The sequence below is a fragment of the Nonomuraea sp. NPDC003214 genome, from assembly GCF_053590035.1.
The window spans coordinates 539896-558769 of record NZ_JBSFSX010000001.1 but is presented as its reverse complement, the minus strand read 5'-3'; the positions used below and the strand labels follow the sequence as shown (position 1 = coordinate 558769).

Here is an 18874-nt window from a genome sequence, read left to right as displayed (position 1 = left end):
CGGCTACCCTCCCTCCTCGTGGGGAGGCTCGAACGGATGGGACCCGCGCTCCTGGGCGCGGGTCTCGCCGTGCTGGCGCTGGGGCCGGCGCTCGGGTGGGGGTTCGTGCTCCGGTACGACCTGGTGTTCGTGCCGGATCCGCCGCTGCTGCCCGACTCCGGGGGGTTCCCCCGGGCGGTGCCGAGCGATCTCGTGGCGGCGCTGCTGTCGCGGGTCCTGCCCGCGGAGCTGGTCCAGAAGGGGCTGCTGGTCGCGATCTTCGTGCTGGCGGCGAGCGGCGCGGCGGCGCTGGTGCCGCCGGAGCGCCGGATCGGGCGGCTGGTCGCGGCCGTCTTCTACGCGTGGAACGTCTACCTGGCCCAGCGGCTCCTGCTCGGCCAGTGGGCGCTGCTGCTGGGGGTGGCGGCGCTGCCCTGGGCGGTCCGGGCCGTCGGCGCCACCGCGGGCGAGCGGTGGCACGGACGCGGGCGCGGGTGGTGGCGCGGAGGGTGGCGCCAGTGGTGGCGGCTCGTCGGGGCGCTGGTGCCGGCGGCGGTGGGCGGGTTCCAGGCGATGCTGGTGACCGCGCTGACGCTGGCGCCGATCGCGGTCGCGCGGCGGCGGGCGGCCGTGACGGGGGTGGCGCTCGGCGTGCTCAGCCTGCCGTGGCTGGTGCCCGCGCTGACCTCGGGCGCGGTGACGGACCCGGCGGGGGTCGACGCGTTCGCGGCGCGGGCCGACGGGCCGTTCGGGGTGCTGGGGAGCCTGCTGTCGCTCGGCGGCATCTGGAACGCCGAGGCCGGGGTGCCGGGCCAGGAGTCGTGGTGGCTCGCCGCCGGACGGCTGGCGCTCGCGCTGACCGGCCTGTACGGGTACGCCAGGATGCGCGCGGAGGAACGGCCGCAGTGGTGGGGCGGGCTGGCCGTGGCCGCCGGGGCGGGGTTCGGGGTCGCGTGCCTGGGGGCGTTCGCGCCGGGGGTGCTGAAGTGGCTGATCGGGGCGTGGGCGGGGTTCGGGCCGCTGCGTGACGGCCAGGCGTACCTGGCGCCGCTGGTCCTGGTGGCGGCCGTGGGCCTGGGCTCGCTGCTGCGGTCGGGCGCCCCGGCCGTGGTCGGGCTGCTGGCGCCGGTGCTGGTGCTGCCGACGTTCGCGTGGGGGGCGTCGGGCCGGATGGAGGCGGTGGCGTACCCGCAGGAGTGGCGGGCGGTGCAGCGGATCGTGAACGCCGACCCGGCGCCGGGCGCGCTGCTGTCGCTGCCGTGGGGCGCGCACCGGGCGTTCGCCTGGAACGGCGGGCGGGTGATGCTCGACCCGGCCGCCAAGATGTTCGCGCGCCGGGTGGTCCGGGACGACACGCTGCTGGTCGGACTGCCGGACGGGAGGCGGTTGCGGGTGCGGGGCGAGGACCCGCGCAACAGGCTGTCGCCCGCCGGTGTCAGGTACGTGCTCGTGGCCGGGACCGAGAACCGGTTCCCCTTCGATCGGCGCGGCTGGACGCCCGTGCACCAGGGCCGGGAGCTGACGCTATGGCGCCGCTGACCGGCTCATTCACGTCTTACTTGAGGGTAACTTATTACATCACGGTTTGACGATACCTATGGATTCGTCCCGTAACACGTTCTAGTGTCGGCACACATCGTACCGATGTGGAGGGAGCGCTCTGTGTTGCGAATTCTCGCGGCATTGGCCATTGGAGCCCTGCTGGCGGTCGGCGCGTCGGTCGCGGTGGTCAACGTAGCGTCGCCGGCCCCGACCCCGCCGAACCAGCCGCTCTACAACTACGGCACCAGGTAGTCCTTCCCGCCTGACAAGGCCTTACCAGCGGAGCACCGGGCGTGGCTTCGCCATGCCCGCATGCCCGCCGTCGAGGAGTGATGGTGGTCTTCACCGGTGAGGACGCCGACCAGGCACATGCGGTCGTCCGCGGCGAGGGGCCGCTCGCCGGGGTGCGGATCGCCATGCTCAACTTCCGCGAGCCCCGGCAGACGACCGCGGGCGGCGCGGAGGAGTACGCCTGGCAGGTCAGCCGCCACCTGCTGACCCAGGGCGCCTCGGTGGTGTTCGTGACCGGACGGCAGCGCGGCCAGCGCCGGGCCGAGACGCGCGAGGGCATCGCGCTGCGCCGGATGGGCAACCCGTACCTGGTCTACCTGCTGGTGCCGCTCTGGCTGCTGCTGCACCGGCGGCGCTTCGACGCGGTGATCGACTCGATGAACGGCATCCCGTTCTTCGCCCCGCTCGTGATGCCGCGCCGCACGCCGGTGGTGTGCCTGGTGCACCACGTGCACGACCGGCAGTTCGCCGCGTTCCTGCCCCGCTGGCTGGCGGTGATCGGCTGTTTCGTCGAGGGGCCCGTCGCCCGGCTCGTCTACCGGCGCTGCATGACGGTCACGGTGTCGGAGTCGTCCCGGCGGGAGCTGGTGGGCAAGCTGCGCTGGCTGGGCCCGATCGTCGTCGTGCCGAACGGGTGCGCGCACCCCGAGCCGCCGCCGGTCCGGGAGCCCGGCCCCGACCCGGTGATCGTGTACGCGGGCCGGCTGGTCGGGCACAAGCGCATCGACCGGGTGGTGGACCTGGCCGCGGAGCTGTCGGGGATGTGGCCGGGCCTGACCGTGCACATCGCCGGGCGCGGCCCGGAGTCGGGCCCGCTGGCCGGGCACGTGGCCGCCCGGGGGCTGGGCGACCGGGTCCGGCTGCACGGGTTCGTGCCGGAGGCGCGCAAGGTCGCGCTGCTGGCCGGGGCGACGCTGAACGTGACGGCCTCGGAGTTCGAGGGCTGGGGGCTGACCGTGATCGAGGCGGCGGCGCTCGGCGTGCCGACGGTCGCCTACGACGTGGCCGGGCTGCGCGACTCGGTGCGTCACGGCGTCACCGGCTGGCTCGTGCGGGACGGCGAGAGCCTGGCCGACGTGACCGCCCGCGCGCTCAAGGAGCTGGCCGATCCGCGCCGCCGCGCCGAGGTGTCCAAAGCATGTCGGGCCTGGGCAAAGGAGTTCACGTGGTCCCGAACTGGGGCTAACATGACTGAACTTATCGTGGCGGAACTCCAAGATCGCGGCGGAGCCCATCAGTGACCCATGCCTCGCCTGGACGACGGGACGAGCTCCCCGACTCCGAAGCCGAGAGCTATGACAAGCGGATCGGGCACCGGCTGCGCCTGCTGGCCGGCTGCCTCCTGCTGGTCGCGATCGCGTTCAACACCTCGACCGAGAAGATCATCCCCGAGACGAAGCTCGACATGGCGGTCAACCCGCTCGGCTTCCTCGGCAGGGCCCTGCACCTGTGGGACGGCGCCTACTTCGGCCACCTGCAGAACCAGGCGTACGGCTACCTGTTCCCGATGGGCCCCTTCTACGCGCTCGGCCTCAACCTGGGCATGGAAGCCTGGACGGTGCAGCGGCTGTGGATGTCGCTGGTGCTGTGCACCGCCTTCCTCGGCACCGTGCAGCTCGCCCGCGCCCTGCGGATCGGCGGCCCGGCATCGCGGATCGTCGCCGGGTTCGCCTACGCGCTCGCGCCGCACGCGCAGGCGCTGATCGGCATCAACTCCTCGGAGTTCCTGCCCAGCGCCGTGCTGCCGTGGATCGTGCTCCCGCTGGTCCTGGGGGCCCGGCGGGCGCTGTCGCCGCGCCGGGCCGCCGCGCTGTCGGCGCTCGCCTTCCTGTGCTGCGGCGGCGTCAACGCCGTGGCCGAGCTGGCCGTCCTCGTCGTCCCCATGCTCTACCTGCTGACCCGGGGGCGCGGCCCGGTCAAACGCCGGCTGATCGCCTGGTGGCTGCCGCTGATCGCGCTCGCCTCGCTGTGGTGGGCCGTGCCGCTGCTCACGCTGGGCCGCTACATCTTCTCCTTCCTGCCCTACATCGAGACGGCGGGCGCGACGACCAGCGTCACGTCCCTGGTCAACGCGCTGCGCGGGACGTCGAGCTGGCTCAGCTTCCTCACCGTGGACGGGCAGGTGTGGCTGCCGGACGCCCACCAGCAGTCGACCGTCCCCTGGCTGATCCTCGTCACCTCGGCCGTCGCCGCGCTGGGCTTCGCCGGGCTGGCCCTGCGCGCCCTCCCGGAGCGGACGTTCCTGCTGGTCAGCCTGCTGGCGGGGGTCGTCATCGTGACGACCGGGCACCCTGGCACCCCGCACGCCGCCTTCATGGCCGAGCTGCTGGACGGCCCGCTGTCGGCCTTCCGCAACCTGCACAAGTTCGACGCGCTGATCCGGCTGCCCGCCGCCCTCGGCGTCGCCGGCCTCATCACCCTCGTACGGCCGGACCTGCGCAGGCACCTGACCGTCGCGGCGGCCGGGCTGGTCGCCCTGTCGGGCCTGCCCATCCTGTACGCGGGACTCGCCCCCGCAGGCGGCTTCACCGCGATCCCCGACTACTGGAAGCAGGCCGTCTCCTGGCTGGGCCGCAACGCCGGCGACGGCATGGTGCTGGCCGTGCCCGGGGCCAAACGCGGCGAGTACCTGTGGGGCCGCCCGCTGGACGAGCCGCTGCAGCCGCTCGCGCGGACCCGGTGGGCCACGCACACGATCGTGCCGTGGGGGTCGGCGGGCGGGTCGCGGCTGATGGCGGCCATCGACGACCGCCTGTCGTCGGGCAAGGGCTCGGCCGGGCTGGCCGCCACGCTGCGCCGCATCGGCGTGAGCCACCTGGTGGTCCGCAACGACCTGGACCGGGCCACGATCGGCACCGCCTGGCCGGCCCGCGTGCACCAGGCGCTGGAGGACTCGCCCGGCATCTCGCTGGAGGCCAGGTTCGGGCCCGGCGTGGGCGTCGGCAGGCACGGCCAGGCGGCGTCCTGGCTGGACCAGCCGTACCCGGCGGTCGAGGTCTACAAGGTGGCCGGGGCCGCGCCGCTCGTCGGCACCGTCCCCGCCGACCGGGCGCTGCGCGTCGGCGGCGCGCCCGAGGCCGTGCTGGCGCTGGCCGAGGAGGGGCTCCTCGACGGCGACCGGCCGGTGCTGCTCAACGACGACGACGGCGTGCTGCCCGCCGCCGAGTCGGTGCTCACCGACACGCTGCGCCGCCGCGAGGTGGCCTACGCCGACCTGCGGCGCAACGCCAGCGCGACACTCACGGCCGACGAGGAGCGGCGCGGCAGCTCGCCGGCCGCCGACCTGCTCGACCCCGGCTGGGAGCGGTACCTGGCCACGGCCGGGTTCAGCGGGATCGCCGGGGTGAGCGCGTCCTCGGCGGAGTCGGACGTCACGGCGTTCGGCGAGGCGCGGGAGCCGGGACACCAGCCGTTCGCCGCGCTCGACGGCGACCCGCGCACGAGCTGGCGCTCCACCGGCTGGACGGGCGCGACCGGCGAGTGGCTGGAGGTCGCGCTCGCCGGCCCCCGGCGGCTCGACGCGATCACGGTGGCGTTCGAGACCGCGCCGATCGGGCCGCCGCCCGCCGAGGTCGTGGTCGAGACCGACGCCGGCGAGCTGCGCCAGGACGTCAGGGCCGGCGCCGGGCCGCAGGAGCTGGCCGTGCCCGAAGGGCCGACCTCCAGGGTGCGCGTCACCGTCACCCGCACCGCCTACGAGCCGGAGAGCGCGCTGGGCAGCCGCGTCGGCATCACCGAGCTGACGATCCCCGGCGTCCAGGCCGGCCGCTCGATCGTCGTGCCCGACCCGGGCGAGCAGCCGGGGGAGCCCGCGATCGCGCTCAGCAGGCAGGGCGACGTGCCCGGCTGCCTGCGCGGCTCGATGGTGTGGAGCTGCTCCGAGGGCCACGAGGTGCTCGGCGACGACGGCCACGGCTTCGACCGCCTCTTCACGACCAGGAAGGACGGCGACTACACCGTCACCGGCCGGGCCGTGCTGCGCGACCGCGTCGCCGTGGAGAAGCTGAGCACGCTCCCGGACGACGCGCTGACCGTCACCGCGTCCTCGACCTCCGTGGCGCACGGCGCGGCGGCCGGCCGGTGGGCGTTCGACGACGACCCGAGAACCGTGTGGTTCGCCGACCCGCTCGACCCCAGGCCGACGCTCACCGTCGAGCTGGCCCGCCCCACCACGCTGACGGAGCTGCGCGTCACCACGCCCGACTCCTACCTCGGCGCCCCGCCCCTCCGGGTGACGGTCCGCGCGGACGGCGGCGTCCGGCAGAGCTGGATCGGCAAGGACGGCCTCGTCGAGTTCCCCGCCCTGTCGGCCAGGAAGATCGAGCTGGAGTTCGGCGCGTCCGGCGGCCGGCCCGTCGAGATCAGCGACATCGCGATCCCCGGCACCAGCCCGCTCGGCGCGCTGACCGGCTTCCCCCTGCGGCTGCCGTGCGGCTACGGCCCGACCTTCACCGTGAACGGCAGGACCGTCCACACCGAGGTCACCGAGGGCACGCTGCACGACGTCGTCACCGGGCGGCCGGTGCGGTTCGAGACCTGCGAGCGGCTGCTCATGGTGGCCGGGCGCACCAGGCTGGCGCTGCGGCCCGGCGACTCCTACCGGGTCGAGTCCGCAGTGGTCCGCCGCCTCGACGAGGACGCGCGGCGGGCCGGGCCGCAGCGCATGCGCGAGACGCCCGTGCGAAGCTGGGAGGCGGGCGAGCGGGTGGTCCAGGTGGACGTCACCGCCGACTCCTACCTGGTCGTCAACGAGAACTTCAACGCCGGGTGGAAGGCCACGCTGGGAGTCGCCGAGCTCAAGCCGGTGCGGCTCGACGGCTGGCGGCAGGCCTGGTTCGTGCCCGCGTACACGTCCGGGACCGTGACGCTCACGTACGTCCCCGACGAGCCGTACCGGGCCGGGCTGGCGGCGGGCGGCGCGCTCGCGCTGCTGGTCGTGGCGCTGGCGCTGACGCCCGGCCGGGGGCGGCTGCGGCGGCTGCCGCCGTGCCGGCCGGCCGCGCCGCGCGCGGGCCTGATGCTGCCGGTGGCCGTCGCGGTCGGCTACTGGGTGGGCGGGCCGGCGGGCGCGGTGGTCGCGGCGGTCACGTTCCTGCCGGGCCTGTGGCTGCGCCCGCTGCGCGACGCCGAGCACCTGCGCGCGGGACCGCGGGCCCGGCTGCTGCGCCCGCTGTCGGGGCCGTACGCGGGCATCGCGCTGTATCTGGTCGCCGCCGCCGGGGTCGCGGCCGGCGTGGGCGGGCTGTGGACGCAGCTCCTGTGCGTGCCGCTGCTGGCGCAGCTCTGCGTCGAGGCCGCCGCCAGGACGCGGCCCGCGCCCAGGACCCGAGCCCCCGTCCCCGTCGCCGCGGGCGGCCCGACCATGACGAGCGTGCCATGACGACGACGGAGCAGCGCGGCCGGATCGTGATCGCGGTGCCCGGGCCGCTGGTCAGGACGGTGCGCCGGCACGGCGTGGTGCTGACCGGGGTCGTGATGGTCGCCGCCGCGCTGGCGTGGAAGGCGGTGCTCCTCCAGCACGCCTACTTCAAGGAGGACGACTACGAGTTCGTGGCCAGGGCGGTGGAGAACGGGCTCTCCTTCGACTACCTGACCCGGATCCACTTCGGCCAGTTCATGCCCGGCGGGTTCCTGCTGGCCTGGGTCTCGGCCCGGCTGGAGCCGTACGGGTGGGGGGTGGCGGCGGGCGGCGTGCTCGTGCTGCACGCGGCCGCCGGGCTCGCCGTGCTGCGCATGCTGCGGGTCGTGTTCGGCGCGCGGCCGGCGATCCTGGCGCCGCTGCTGGTGTTCCTGCTGGCGCCGATCACGTTCCCGGCGCTCGCCTGGTGGGCGGCGGCGCTCAACACGGTGTTCCTGCAGCTCGCGCTGCCGATGGCGGTGGCCTCGCACTGGCATCACCTGCGCACCGGGCGGCTGCGCCACGCGGTGGCGGCGGCGGCGTGGGTGCTGGTCGGGCTGCTCGGCTTCGTCAAGGGCTTCGCCGTGCCGCTGGTGCTGCTCGCGCTGACGGCGATCTACTTCGGCGGGCTGCGCAGACGCCTGGCGGCCTGGCTGATGTACGCGGGCGTGCTGGCCGCGTTCGGCGCCCTGTACGCGCAGCGGTCGCTGGCCGCGCCGGACACCGGCGGCCTGCCCCTCTTCGACCAGGCCGCCGGCTTCCTGTGGGAGCTGCTCGGCAGGACGTTCGCGACGACCGTGCTGGGCGGGCCGTGGAAGTGGTTCGCCGGCGGCGACTGGGGCGTCGCCGCGCCGCCCACCGCGCTGGTGGTGCTCTCGCTGCTGGTCCTCGCGCTGCTGGTCGTGGTGACCGGCTACTACCGGCGGCGGGCGTACCTGGCCTGGGGGCTGCTGCTCGGCTACGCCGTCGTGGCCGACGCGCTGCCCGTCCTGTGGGGGCGGGTGCACCTGCTCGGCTCGTTCGCCGGTACGGACACCCGCTACGTGGCCGACGCCGCGCCGCTGCTCGCGCTCGTCGTCGGGCTCGTGCTGCTGCCGCTGCCCGGTGAGGCCGAGCCGTACCGCAGGCCGCTGCCCGCCAGGGAACGGGTGAGCGGGCTGTGCGGCGCGGCCCTCGGCGTGTTCGCGGGCGCGTCGCTCGTCTCGGTGACGATCTTCGCCGGCTACCTGGGCGCGGACCGGCGGCACGGCTACATCGAGACCGCCCGCGCCGAGCTGGCGAAGGCCGCTCCCGGCGCCGTCGTCTACGACCGGCTGGTGCCCGCCGACGTGGTGCCGGGCGGCTACCGCACCTACAGCCTCACCTCCAGGGTGCTGGGCGCGATGGCGTCGCCGCGGCTCCGGGCCCGCATGCAGGACCCGCCGGCGGCGCTGGACGGCCTGGTCTTCGACGACCTGGGCCGGCTGCGGCCGGTGGAGGTCGCCGGGACCGAGCTCGCGCCGCGCACGCCCGACGGCTGCTGGCCCGCGACGGGAGGGACCGTGCAGGTGCCGCTGGCCGCCTCGCCGCCGCGCGTCGAGGGCACGCTGATCAAGCTCGGCTACTCCGCCCGCGCCGACACCGAGGTCACGCTGTGGATGGCCGACCGGCCCGTCGACGTGAAGCTGCGCGCCGGGCTCGGCAAGGTGTTCATGGTCGCCGAGCCGGGCGCGGACCGCATCGTGCTGCCCGACCTGCCGCCCGGCGTGTGCGTCGGCGCGGTCACCCCCGGTCAGGCGGTGCCCGTCCCGTGAACGTGAGCCGTACGACCCTCGCGCTGGTCCTGGCCGCGGCCGGGGCGTTCCTGCTGACGATGGTCCCGCTGATGCGCTGGCACGTCTCCGCGCGGGTGTTCGTGGCGCCGCTGGAGCAGCAGACGATGACCAGGTCGGTGGCCGAGTCCGCGACCTACCTGGACCCGGCCACGATGAAGCCGCAGCGGGGCCCGCTGGTGCTGACCCGCTGGCTGATCGGCGACGTGCTGGCCGGGGACGAGCGGCGGGCGGTGTGGACCGAGTCGGTCTCGCTGGCCACCCGCGACGACCGGCGGCTCGACTACCACGAGCGGCGGCTGGCCTTCGACCGGCGGACCGGCGTGATCGTCAACTGCTGCGGCGAGTATCTGGACGAGGACGCCCGTATCAAGCAGTCGGGCCAGGCGTACCGGTGGCCGTTCCGGGCGCAGCCGCGCGACTACACGCTGTTCGACCTGCGGCTGCGCCGGGCGGTGCCGGTCACGTACGAAGGGGTCGAGCGGGTGCGCGGCGTCGAGACGCACCGCTACGCGCAGCGCACGCCGAGGCAGCTCGTGCCGGGGGAACAGCCGCCGGTGCCGCGCCGGCTGCTCGGGCTCAAGGGCGCGGGCGACGTGGGCGTGGCCCGCTACGCGGAGATCCGCCGGACCTTCTGGGTCGAACCGGTCAGCGGGCTGCCCGTGAAGACCGCGGACCGGGTGACGGAGACGCTCGTCACGGCCGACGGGAGCGGCAGGCTGGTGGCGCTGGACGCCGACTTCACCACGGCGGCGGGCGACGTGCGGGCGGCGCTGGAGACGGCGGCCTTCTACCGGCGCTGGGAGCTGGTCGCCGGGACGGTCGCGCCGGTCGGCGGCGGGCTGCTCGGCGCGGGCTGCGTGGCCGCCGCGCTGTGGCTGGCGCGGCGGCGCTCACCTGCGGCGCAGGACCAGCAGCAGGTTCCAGGTGACGAGCTCGCGGACGCCAGGTAGGTGGACGACATGCCGGGCCCAGCGCGGGTGGTAGCGGGGGATCGCGTCGAGCACGTCCACGTCGCGGTGGCGGCGCGCCCACGCCAGCGGCCCCGCCACGCCGACGGCGAACATGCTCTCCCCGTAGACGTTCTTGGGCGGCCTGCCGTGCGTGCGCTCGTAGCGGCGGGCGGCCCGGTGGCCGCCGAGGTAGTGCCACGGCGAGGTCTCGTGGCCGCCCCAGGGCGACAGCCAGATCGTGTAGGACAGGTAGACGACGCCGCCCGGCCGGGTGACGCGGACCATCTCGTCGGCCATGCGGCGCGGGTCCGGCACGTGCTCCAGCACGTTGGAGGAGAAGCACACGTCGACCGAGCCGGTGGCCAGCGGCAGGTCCAGCGCGCTGCCCAGCACCGCGTCGCGCGGCGGCGCGCCGTCGCGCAGCCGCATCTCGCCGGCGTCGCAGTCGACGCACACCGGGCGCGCCCCCGCCGCGCGCAGCGCGTCGGCGAAGTAGCCGGGCCCGCCGCCCACGTCGGCCACCGTCGCGCCGCCGAGATCCGTGTACGTGCCGAGCTGCGCCACCGTGTCGGCGGCCAGCGTGCCGTAGAAGAAGTCGGGATCGCTCTGTTCGAGGCGGAAGGCGCGCAGCAGCCGGACGGACCTCGCCAGATCCGCCCGGAACGGTGCAGGGGTGTCCACGGCGCGGAGCATACTCCAGAGGAGGGAACGCGTTGACGGTCCAGGACGAACGCCCCGCCGGCTTCCAGATCACCCTGCCCTCCCTCGGCACCGGCCCGGTCGTCGGCGCCGGTCTGCTGCTCATCGCGATCTCGCTGGCCTTCAGGGCGAGCGTGCTGGGCCGGGCGTACTTCGTCGAGGACGACTTCCTGTTCGTCGCCGCGGCCAGTGACAGCGGCCTGACCTGGGACTATCTGACCCGGGTGCACAAGGGGCACTTCATGCCGGGCGCGCTCGCGCTGGTGTGGGTGCTCTCGGCGGTCGCGCCCTACAGCTGGGCGCTGGTCTCGTTCGTGACGATCGCGCTCCAGGCGGCGGCGTCGGTCATGTTCCTGGTGCTGCTGCGGCGGCTGTTCGGCGACCGGCCCTGGGTGCTCGCGCCGCTGGCCGTGTACGCGTTCGCGCCGCTGACCGTGCCCGCGATGAGCTGGTGGTCGGCGGCGCTCAACGCGGTCCCGCTCCAGCTCGCGCTGGCGGGCGCGCTGGCCGCGCACGTCCGGTACGCCAGGACCGGGCAGGGCAGGTGGCACGCGCTGATCTGGACGGCCGCCGGCATGGCCTTCTCCACCAAGGGGGTGTTCATCCCCTTCGTGATCCTCGGCGTGTCCAGCGCCTTCCTCGGCAGGGGGCTGTGGGCCCGCTCGATCGTGGCGGAGCTGCGCCGGCCGGGCTGGTGGGCGCAGGGGGCGCTGCTGGCCGGGTACGCGGTGCTCTACCTGCTGCGCCGCGACAGCGCCGGGCCCGACGCGCTGACCGGGCCGAAGGCCGAGCTGGTGCCGGGGGTGGTGCGCCGGCTGCTGGGCGAGACGTTCCCGACAGGAGCCGTGGGCGGGCCGCTGCGCTGGAGCGGCGTCACCGCCACCGGGGGCCTCGCGGACCCGGAGACGGTCACGGTGGTGGCCGCGTGGGCGCTGATCGCGCTGCTGGTGGCGCTCACCTGCGTGTACCGGCGGCGGGCCTGGCGGGCGTGGGCGATCCTGGCCGCCTACGTCGTGGTGGCCGACGCGGTCCCCACGGTGATCGCCCGCGCCACGCTGTGGGACATGGTGGGGGCCGAGACGCGCTACGTCGCCGACGCCGCCGTGCTGTTCGCCCTCTGCCTGGCCCTGGCCGCGCTGCCGGTCGCCGGCGAGGAGGACGCCGTGCGGCGGCGGACGCCCGGCGGCCTGCCCGCCGCGGCGGGCGCGCTCACGGCCGCCTTCGTGGTCACGGCGCTGGTCTCCACCAACGCCTACGCCGACACCCTCACCGGCGACCGCGTCAGGACCTACCTGGACGCCGCCCGGCAGTCGCTGGCCGAGGCCCCGGACCTCGACGTGTACGACCGGCCGGTGCCGCCGCACATCGTGCTGCCGTGGAACGGCTCCCGGCGGCTCACCTCGAACGTGCTGGGCCCGCTGGCCGACCCGGAGACGCGGCGGCGGATGCGCGACCCGCGCCCGTCGGCCAGGCCGTACGTGTTCGACGACGCCGGGAAGCTGGTGCCGGTGGGCCGGGTGGTGCCGTTCTTCGACGAGGTGGCCGGGGCCGAGTGCTATCCGGCGGGCGCGGTGTTCCCCGTCGAGTCGATGGGCGGGCCCGGCATGGTCGTCGCGCTGGCCTACGTCAGCGACGTGCCGGTGCGGGTGGTGGCCGACCTGGGCGGCACGGAACGGGCGGCGAGCCTGCCCGCCACGCCCGCCGACGGCGGCCTGTTCTACGTCCCGCACGACGGCGCGGGCGCCGGGCTGCGCGTCACCGTGGCGGGCGCCGGGGCTCAGGGCTTCTGTCTCAGGGCGGTCGCGTTCGGCGAGCCGGGGCCCGCCCTGTGAGGCACGAACCGGATCAGCGCCCTGGCCGGCTCCTCGACCCAGCGGTAGGTGAGCGCCGACAGCCCGACCGTGATGGCGCCGATCGCGACCAGGTTGACCAGCAGGTTGCCGCTCCACGGCTGCTGCCCGGTGAAGTCGTACCAGAGATAGGTCACCACGAACTGCCACAGGAACACGCCGTAGGAGATCTCGCCCAGCCGGCTCATCACCCGCCCGCCGATCACCCGCCGCACCCGCGTGACCCCCTCGGGCTCCAGCGCGGCGGGCGCCACCAGGCAGAAGGCGATGACCGTGTAGAGGAGCTGCTCGGAGAACGCGGTCCAGATGCCGCCCAGGCCGACGAAGCGCGGCCCGGTGAGCGGCGTGGCCGCGATGGCGTACGCCAGGCCGGCGATGACCCACAGCGTGCCCCACGAGGCCGCCAGGGCCGCGCCCAGCCGCCGTGCCGGGCCGTCCTCGGCCCTGGCCCAGACGGTCAGCACCGCCAGGGCCATGCCGGGCACGAAGAACGTCCACGAGCGCGGCAGCCACACGTTCATCCACGGCCGGTACTCGGGGAAGTACTCGAAGATCGTGTACACGTACGAGAGCGCGCCGAAGACGGCCAGGCCGATCAGCAGGCGCTTGGCGCGGGCGGCGACGCCGGGCCCGGCCCGCAGCGCGAAGGCGCGCAGGGCGGCGGCCATGAGCGGCAGCGTGAGGTAGAAGGCCGCCTCGACCGCGAGGCTCCACATCTGGCCGAGTCCCTTGGGCCCGAGGCCGAACCACCACGGGTCGAGGTCGTAGATGTGCACCAGGAACAGCATCTTCGCCCACGTCCACACGTCGCCGCGGTGCGCGCCGCCCCACAGCAGCAGCGCGACGGCGACGACCAGCCAGTAGGCGGGGACGATCCGGAAGAAGCGCCGCCACAGGTAGCGGCCGGCGGCGGGCTCGGGGTCGCCGGTCAGCAGGGCGGCCGCCCACGGCCGGTAGAGCAGCAGGCCGGAGAGCGTGAAGAAGATCGGCACGCCGATCTCGCCGCGCGACAGCAGCCCGCCGAGGAAGCCGGGCTGGAGCGCCGTGCCCGCCTCCATGGAGACGTGGAAGAGCAGGACCGCGAGGGCGGCGACGGCGCGGATGCCGTCGAGCGCGGGCTGGCGGCCGGACACCACGGGTCTGCCCGCCGATGTAGAACCTGTTTCGGTCACGTTTCCGCATCCCTGGTGACGTCGCTCACTGGCGGCAATAACATACCGGCAAGTAGAACTCGTTTTCAGTACGTAATCGCCCAAAACCGGCATCCGTGCACCTGTCCCATGGAGGTTCCATGAACCGGGTCGTTGGAAGCGTTCTGATCGCCATCGGTGCCTTTCTCGTCGTGCTGTCCCCCCTGACGCACTTCCAGGTGGCCTCGGCGCTGATCGCCGCCAAGGCCGACCAGTATGGGATCAGCAACCTCCGGGCCACGGGCGCACAGTACTTCAGCGCCGCCGACGGCAAGGTGCTGACCGCCGACCTCGACATCACCGTCACCACCCGGGGCGACGTCAAGGGAGCCGAGGGCGACACGGTCGTCTGGGACGAGTTCACCTACGTCAACGACGTCACCCACAGCAAGCCGATCGACTACACCGAGCGGCGCAGCGCCTTCGACAAGCGCTCCGGCGTCGGCCTCAACTGCTGCGGCGTCAGCATCGACAAGGAGCCCGTCCAGCTCCAGGGTCAGATCTACAAGTTCCCCTTCGACGTGGAGAAGAAGAGCTACCAGGTCTTCAACTCCACGGCCGGCAAGGCGTTCGAGGCCAAGTTCGTCGCCGAGGAGCAGGTCAACGGCCTGACCGTGTACAAGTTCGAGCAGACGGTCCCGGAGACCAAGACGGAGACCAGGACCGCCCCCGCCGCCTGGTTCGGCATGGGCGAGTCGGGTGACGTCCAGCTCGACCGCGTCTACTCCGGCGTCAACACCTACTGGATCGAGCCGGTCACCGGCGCGCCCGTCAAGCAGGAGCAGCAGCGCAACGAGGTGCTGCGCAGCCAGGACGGCGTCGAGCGGTCCAAGGCGTTCGTCGCCCACGCCAAGATGACGGACGAGACGGTCAAGAAGCTCGTCGACAGCGCCGCCGACAGCAAGAGCCAGATCACGCTGATCAGGACCACGATCCCGCTCGTGCTGGCGATCGTCGGCGTCGTGCTGCTGGCCGTGGGGATCTTCGCGGTGAGCCGCAAGCGCGCATGAGCCAGGACGGGGTGGCGGCGCGGCCGGTCGCCGCGCCCGTCCTCGGGCTGATCAGGGCGGCCCGGCCGCGCCAGTGGCTGAAGAACGTGCTGGTGCTGGCCGCGCCCATGGCCGCCGGGGTGATCGGCGAGCCGCGCAGCCTGCTGGCGGCGATGCTCGTGTTCGCCGCGTTCTGCCTGGCCGCCAGCGGGTCCTACCTGCTCAACGACGCCGCCGACGTGGCCGCCGACCGGCTGCACCCGCGCAAGAGCAAGCGGGCGGTCGCCTCCGGCGTGGTCCCGGTGCCGGTGGCGCGCTGGACCGGCGTGGCGCTCATGGCGCTCGCCCCGGGCGTCGCCGCGCTCACCGGCGACTGGCGTCCGGCCGCCGTCGTGGCCGGCTACCTGGCCCTGACGCTCGCGTACACGCTGTGGCTCAAGCACGTCGAGGTCGTGGACCTGATCGCGGTCGCCGGCTGCCACGTGGTCCGCGCCTACGCCGGGGCCGTCGCCGTGGACGTGCCGGTGACCGGCTGGTTCCTCGTCGTGGTGTCGCTGGCCGCGCTGCAGCTCGTCGCGGGCAAGCGGGAGACCGAGCTGCGCGCCCAGGGCGTGAGCGGCACCCGCGCCACGCTGGCCGCCTACACGCCGGCCTACCTGTCCCAGGTGCGCGTCATGTGCTCGGGCGCGATGATCGTGACCTACTGCCTGTGGGCGCTCAACGCGCACGCGAACCTGTTCTACGGGCTCAGCATCGTGCCCTTCGTGCTGCTCGTCCTGCGGCACAATCTCCTGGTGGACCGGGGGATCGGAGAAGAGCCCGAGGAGCTTGCCGTGCGCGACCCGCAGATCAGGATCTTCGCCGCGCTGCTGATCGCGCTGGCGGGGCTGGGGATCTACACATGACGACGTTCCTGACCGGGTGGGGCCGCACGTCGCCCTCCCCGGCGACCGTGGTCAGGCCGCGCGACGCCGCCGAGGTGGCCGCGCTGGTCGCCGCCGCCCCCGGCCGCGGCCTCGTGGCCCGCGGCCTCGGCAGGGCGTACGGCGACGCCGCCCAGAACTCCGGCGGCCTGGTCCTCGACTGCACCGGGCTGGGCGGCTGGAGCTTCGACGAGGCGACCGGGCTGGTGACCGCCTCGGCCGGGGTGAGCCTGCACGAGCTCATGACGGCCCTGGTGCCGCGCGGCTGGTTCGTGCCCGTCAGCCCCGGCACCCGCCACGTCACCGTCGGCGGCGCCGTCGCGGCCGACGTGCACGGCAAGAACCACCACCGCGACTCCTCCTTCGGCGCCCACCTGCGCTCGCTCACGCTGGTCACGGCCGACGGCGCGGTGCGCACGCTCACCCCCGACGAGCCGCTGTTCCACGCCACCGTGGGCGGCATGGGGCTGACCGGCGTGGTGTGCGAGGCGACGTTCGGCTGCGTGCCCGTGGCGAGCTCCCTCATGCGGGTGGACGTGCGGCGCACCGGAGACCTGGACGAGACGCTGGCCGCCATGGCCGACGACGACGACCGCCACCGCTACACGGTCGCCTGGATCGACCTGCTGGCGCGCGGGCGCCGGATGGGGCGCGGCGTGCTGACCAGCGGCGACCACGCCGAGCGGGGCGCCCGCGACTTCGCGCCCCGCACCCTGCTGCGCGCCCCGCGCCGGGCACCCGGCGGGCTGCTCAACGGCGTGAGCGTGCGGGCCTTCAACGAGGCGTGGTATCGCCGGGCGCCCCGGCGGGCGAGCGTCGTGCAGGGGATCGCGCCGTTCTTCCACCCGCTCGACGCCGTCGAGGGCTGGAACCGCGTCTACGGCCCGCGGGGCTTCGTCCAATACCAGTTCGTGGTGCCGTTCGGAGCCGAGAAGACGCTGCGGGAGATCGTCGGGCGGCTGTCGTCGACCGGGACCGTGTCGTTCCTGACCGTGCTCAAGCGGTTCGGGGCCGGGTCGAGCGGGCTGCTGTCGTTCCCGATGCCGGGCTGGACGCTGGCCCTCGACATCCCGGCCGGGCAGCGCGGGCTGGGCCGGCTGCTGCGCGGCTTCGACGAGCGGGTCGCCGAGGCGGGCGGGCGCGTCTACCTGGCCAAGGACTCGCGGCTGCGAGCTGACATGATGGCCCGCATGTATCCCGGGCTGGACCGGTGGCGGCGGATCAGGGACGAGGCCGACCCCGCCGGGCTGTTCCGCTCCGACCTGGCCAGGAGGCTCGGCCTGTGAAGAACGCTCTGGGCGCGGTCGACACCGTGCTGCTGCTCGGCGGACGCAGCGAGATCGGGCTGGAGATCGTCCGGCTGCTGGTGGGGCTGGGCGCGAGCCGGATCGTGCTGGCGATGCGCGAGCCCGGCGGCCCGCCGCCCGCCGTGACGCCGAACGTCGAGCGGCCCGCCGGGGCGGCGCCGCCCGAGGTGCACGTGCTGCCCTTCGACGCGCTCGACGCGGCCTCCCACGGCGAGGTCTTCGACAAGGCGGTGGAGCTGGTCGGCGACCTCGACGTGGTGATCTCCGCGTTCGGCGTGCTGGGCAGCCAGGACGCCTACGACGCCGACCCGGAGGCGGCCATGACCGACGTGGCCGTCAACTACGGCGCGCACGTGTCGGCGGGCCTGCACGCGGCCCGGGTGCTGCGCCGCCAGGGCCACGGCACGCTCGTGGTGCTGTCGTCGGTGGCGGGGGCGCGGGTGCGCCGGGCCAACTTCGTGTACGGGTCGGCCAAGGCCGGGCTCGACGGGTTCGCGCAGGGGCTCGGCGACGCGCTGCACGGCACCGGGGCCCGGGTGCTGATCGTGCGGCCGGGGTTCGTGATCGGGCGGATGACCGAGGGGCTGACGCCGGCGCCGCTGTCGTCGACGCCCCGGCAGGTGGCGCTGGCCACGGTGCGGGCGCTGCGTGAGGGCCGGGCGAGCGTGTGGGTGCCTCCGGCGCTCGGGCCGGCGTTCGGCCTGATGCGGCTGCTGCCCCGCGCGCTCTGGCGCCGGATGCCGCGTTAGAACCCGTTCCACAGAACCGGCGGGGCCTAGCCGCAGAATAGAACACGTTGCAGTTGGCGGGGTCGCGGCTTATCGTCGAGCCATGCGGACCCGGGTCACGGACATGTTCGGAATCGACCTCCCGATCTTCGCTTTCAGCCACTGCCGGGACGTGGTGGCGGCCGTCAGCCGCGCCGGAGGGATGGGCGTGCTCGGCGCGCTCTACTTCACCCCGGAAGAGCTCGAACAGGAGCTCAAGTGGATCGACGACCACGTGGACGGCAAGCCGTACGGCGTCGACGTGGTCATGCCCGCCTCCTACGAGGGCGCCGACTTCGCGCCCGAGGAGCTCGTCGGCCGCCTCCAGGGGATGATCCCGCAGGGGCACCGGGAGTTCGTCGACGGCCTGCTGGCCGCCCACGGCGTGCCGCCGCTCGGCGAGGACGCCGACGCCGGCCGGGTGCTGCTCGGCTGGACAGACGCCACCGCCCGCCCGCAGGTCGAGGTCGCGCTGCGGCACCCGATCGCGCTGCTGGCCAACGCGCTCGGCCCGCCGCCCGCCGACATCGTCGAGCTGGCCCACGCGCACGGCGTCAAGGTCGCCGCCCTGGCCTCCACGCCCCGCCACGCGCTCAAGCAGGTCGAGGTCGGCGTGGACGTGGTCGTCGCGCAGGGCACCGAGGCCGGCGGCCACACCGGCGAGATCTCCACCATGGTCCTCATCCCGCAGGTGGTCGACGCGGTCGACGTGCCGGTGCTGGCGGCGGGCGGGATCGGCAACGGCCGCCAGATGGCCGCCGGGCTGGCGCTCGGCGCGGAAGGCGTGTGGACCGGCTCGCTCTGGCTCACGGTCGAGGAGGCCGACACGCCGGAGATGGCCAAGCGGCGCATCCTGGAGGCCACCTCCCGCGACACGGTCCGCTCCCGGAGCTGGACGGGCAAGCCCGCCCGCCTGCTCAGGAACGAGTGGACCGACGCCTGGGAGTCGGCCGGGTCGCCGGGCACGCTGCCGATGCCGCTGCAGTTCATGCTGGTGTCGGACGCGCTGCGGCGCATCGGCCGCTCCGACGCCGTCGAGCTGGCCACGTTCCCGGCGGGCCAGATCATCGGCATCACCAACCAGGTCCGCTCCACCAAGGACGTCGTCTTCTCCCTCGTCGAGGAGTACGCCGACGCCCTGGAGCGGCTGGAGCGCATCACCCGCGACTGAGCGG

General features: G+C 74.4%; 13 protein-coding genes. 11 read left to right on the top strand and 2 right to left on the bottom strand.

Annotated elements, in window-relative coordinates; translation table 11 throughout:
• Nucleotides 1-36 precede the first annotated feature (36 nt).
• From ACWDXC_RS02595 to ACWDXC_RS02575, 5 genes are all read left to right on the top strand, one after another.
• Nucleotides 37-1518: a hypothetical protein gene (locus ACWDXC_RS02595; RefSeq protein WP_449977270.1), complete on the top strand. Its 1482-nt coding sequence runs from the start codon at nucleotides 37-39 to the stop codon at nucleotides 1516-1518.
• A 335-nt stretch (nucleotides 1519-1853) separates the two neighbouring features.
• Nucleotides 1854-3053, top strand: coding sequence for a glycosyltransferase family 4 protein (locus ACWDXC_RS02590; RefSeq protein ID WP_449977268.1), 1200 nt, complete (start codon nucleotides 1854-1856; stop codon nucleotides 3051-3053).
• Nucleotides 3050-7192 carry an alpha-(1->3)-arabinofuranosyltransferase gene (locus ACWDXC_RS02585; RefSeq protein ID WP_449977265.1) on the top strand — a complete coding sequence of 1381 codons (4143 nt, stop codon included), beginning with the start codon at nucleotides 3050-3052 and terminating at the stop codon, nucleotides 7190-7192. Before ACWDXC_RS02590 ends, ACWDXC_RS02585 begins: the two co-directional genes overlap by 4 nt.
• Nucleotides 7189-9003, top strand: a complete 1815-nt coding sequence (locus tag ACWDXC_RS02580; RefSeq protein ID WP_449977263.1) for a hypothetical protein — start codon at nucleotides 7189-7191, stop codon at nucleotides 9001-9003. The genes ACWDXC_RS02585 and ACWDXC_RS02580 overlap by 4 nt, the downstream gene beginning before the upstream one ends.
• A complete protein-coding gene (locus tag ACWDXC_RS02575) occupies nucleotides 9000-9974 on the top strand; it encodes a DUF3068 domain-containing protein (protein WP_449977261.1) in 975 nt (324 codons plus the stop codon). The genes ACWDXC_RS02580 and ACWDXC_RS02575 overlap by 4 nt, the downstream gene beginning before the upstream one ends.
• Here the strand turns inward: ACWDXC_RS02575 and ACWDXC_RS02570 are convergent.
• Nucleotides 9915-10667: a class I SAM-dependent methyltransferase gene (locus tag ACWDXC_RS02570; protein WP_449977258.1), complete on the bottom strand. Its 753-nt coding sequence runs from the start codon at nucleotides 10665-10667 to the stop codon at nucleotides 9915-9917. The genes ACWDXC_RS02575 and ACWDXC_RS02570 overlap by 60 nt on opposite strands.
• A gap of 20 nt (nucleotides 10668-10687) precedes the next feature.
• On the opposite strand from ACWDXC_RS02570, the gene ACWDXC_RS02565 reads away from it, so the two are divergent.
• On the top strand, nucleotides 10688-12505 hold the full coding sequence (locus ACWDXC_RS02565; RefSeq protein WP_449977255.1) for a hypothetical protein: 1818 nt from the start codon (nucleotides 10688-10690) through the stop codon (nucleotides 12503-12505).
• Here ACWDXC_RS02565 and ACWDXC_RS02560 read toward each other — a convergent pair.
• The gene (locus ACWDXC_RS02560) at nucleotides 12451-13656 is read right to left on the bottom strand and encodes an acyltransferase family protein (protein WP_449977253.1); all 1206 of its coding nucleotides are present in this window, start codon (nucleotides 13654-13656) and stop codon (nucleotides 12451-12453) included. The genes ACWDXC_RS02565 and ACWDXC_RS02560 overlap by 55 nt on opposite strands.
• Nucleotides 13657-13814: 158 nt before the next feature.
• On the opposite strand from ACWDXC_RS02560, the gene ACWDXC_RS02555 reads away from it, so the two are divergent.
• The 5 genes from ACWDXC_RS02555 (at nucleotide 13815) to ACWDXC_RS02535 (ending at nucleotide 18870) form a co-directional block, all read left to right on the top strand.
• On the top strand, nucleotides 13815-14723 hold the full coding sequence (locus ACWDXC_RS02555) for a DUF3068 domain-containing protein (RefSeq protein ID WP_219511290.1): 909 nt from the start codon (nucleotides 13815-13817) through the stop codon (nucleotides 14721-14723).
• Nucleotides 14720-15607 (top strand): decaprenyl-phosphate phosphoribosyltransferase, encoded by an 888-nt coding sequence (locus tag ACWDXC_RS02550; protein ID WP_449977249.1) that lies wholly within the window; start codon nucleotides 14720-14722, stop codon nucleotides 15605-15607. Before ACWDXC_RS02555 ends, ACWDXC_RS02550 begins: the two co-directional genes overlap by 4 nt.
• Complete coding sequence (locus tag ACWDXC_RS02545; protein WP_449977246.1) at nucleotides 15604-16911, top strand: FAD-binding protein; 1308 nt, start codon at nucleotides 15604-15606, stop codon at nucleotides 16909-16911. Before ACWDXC_RS02550 ends, ACWDXC_RS02545 begins: the two co-directional genes overlap by 4 nt.
• Entirely contained in the window at nucleotides 16908-17681 is a 774-nt protein-coding gene (locus ACWDXC_RS02540; RefSeq protein ID WP_449977243.1) for an SDR family NAD(P)-dependent oxidoreductase, read from the top strand. Before ACWDXC_RS02545 ends, ACWDXC_RS02540 begins: the two co-directional genes overlap by 4 nt.
• 82 nt (nucleotides 17682-17763) lie before the next feature.
• Nucleotides 17764-18870 carry an NAD(P)H-dependent flavin oxidoreductase gene (locus tag ACWDXC_RS02535; protein ID WP_449977240.1) on the top strand — a complete coding sequence of 369 codons (1107 nt, stop codon included), beginning with the start codon at nucleotides 17764-17766 and terminating at the stop codon, nucleotides 18868-18870.
• The last annotated feature ends 4 nt before the right edge of the window (nucleotides 18871-18874 follow it).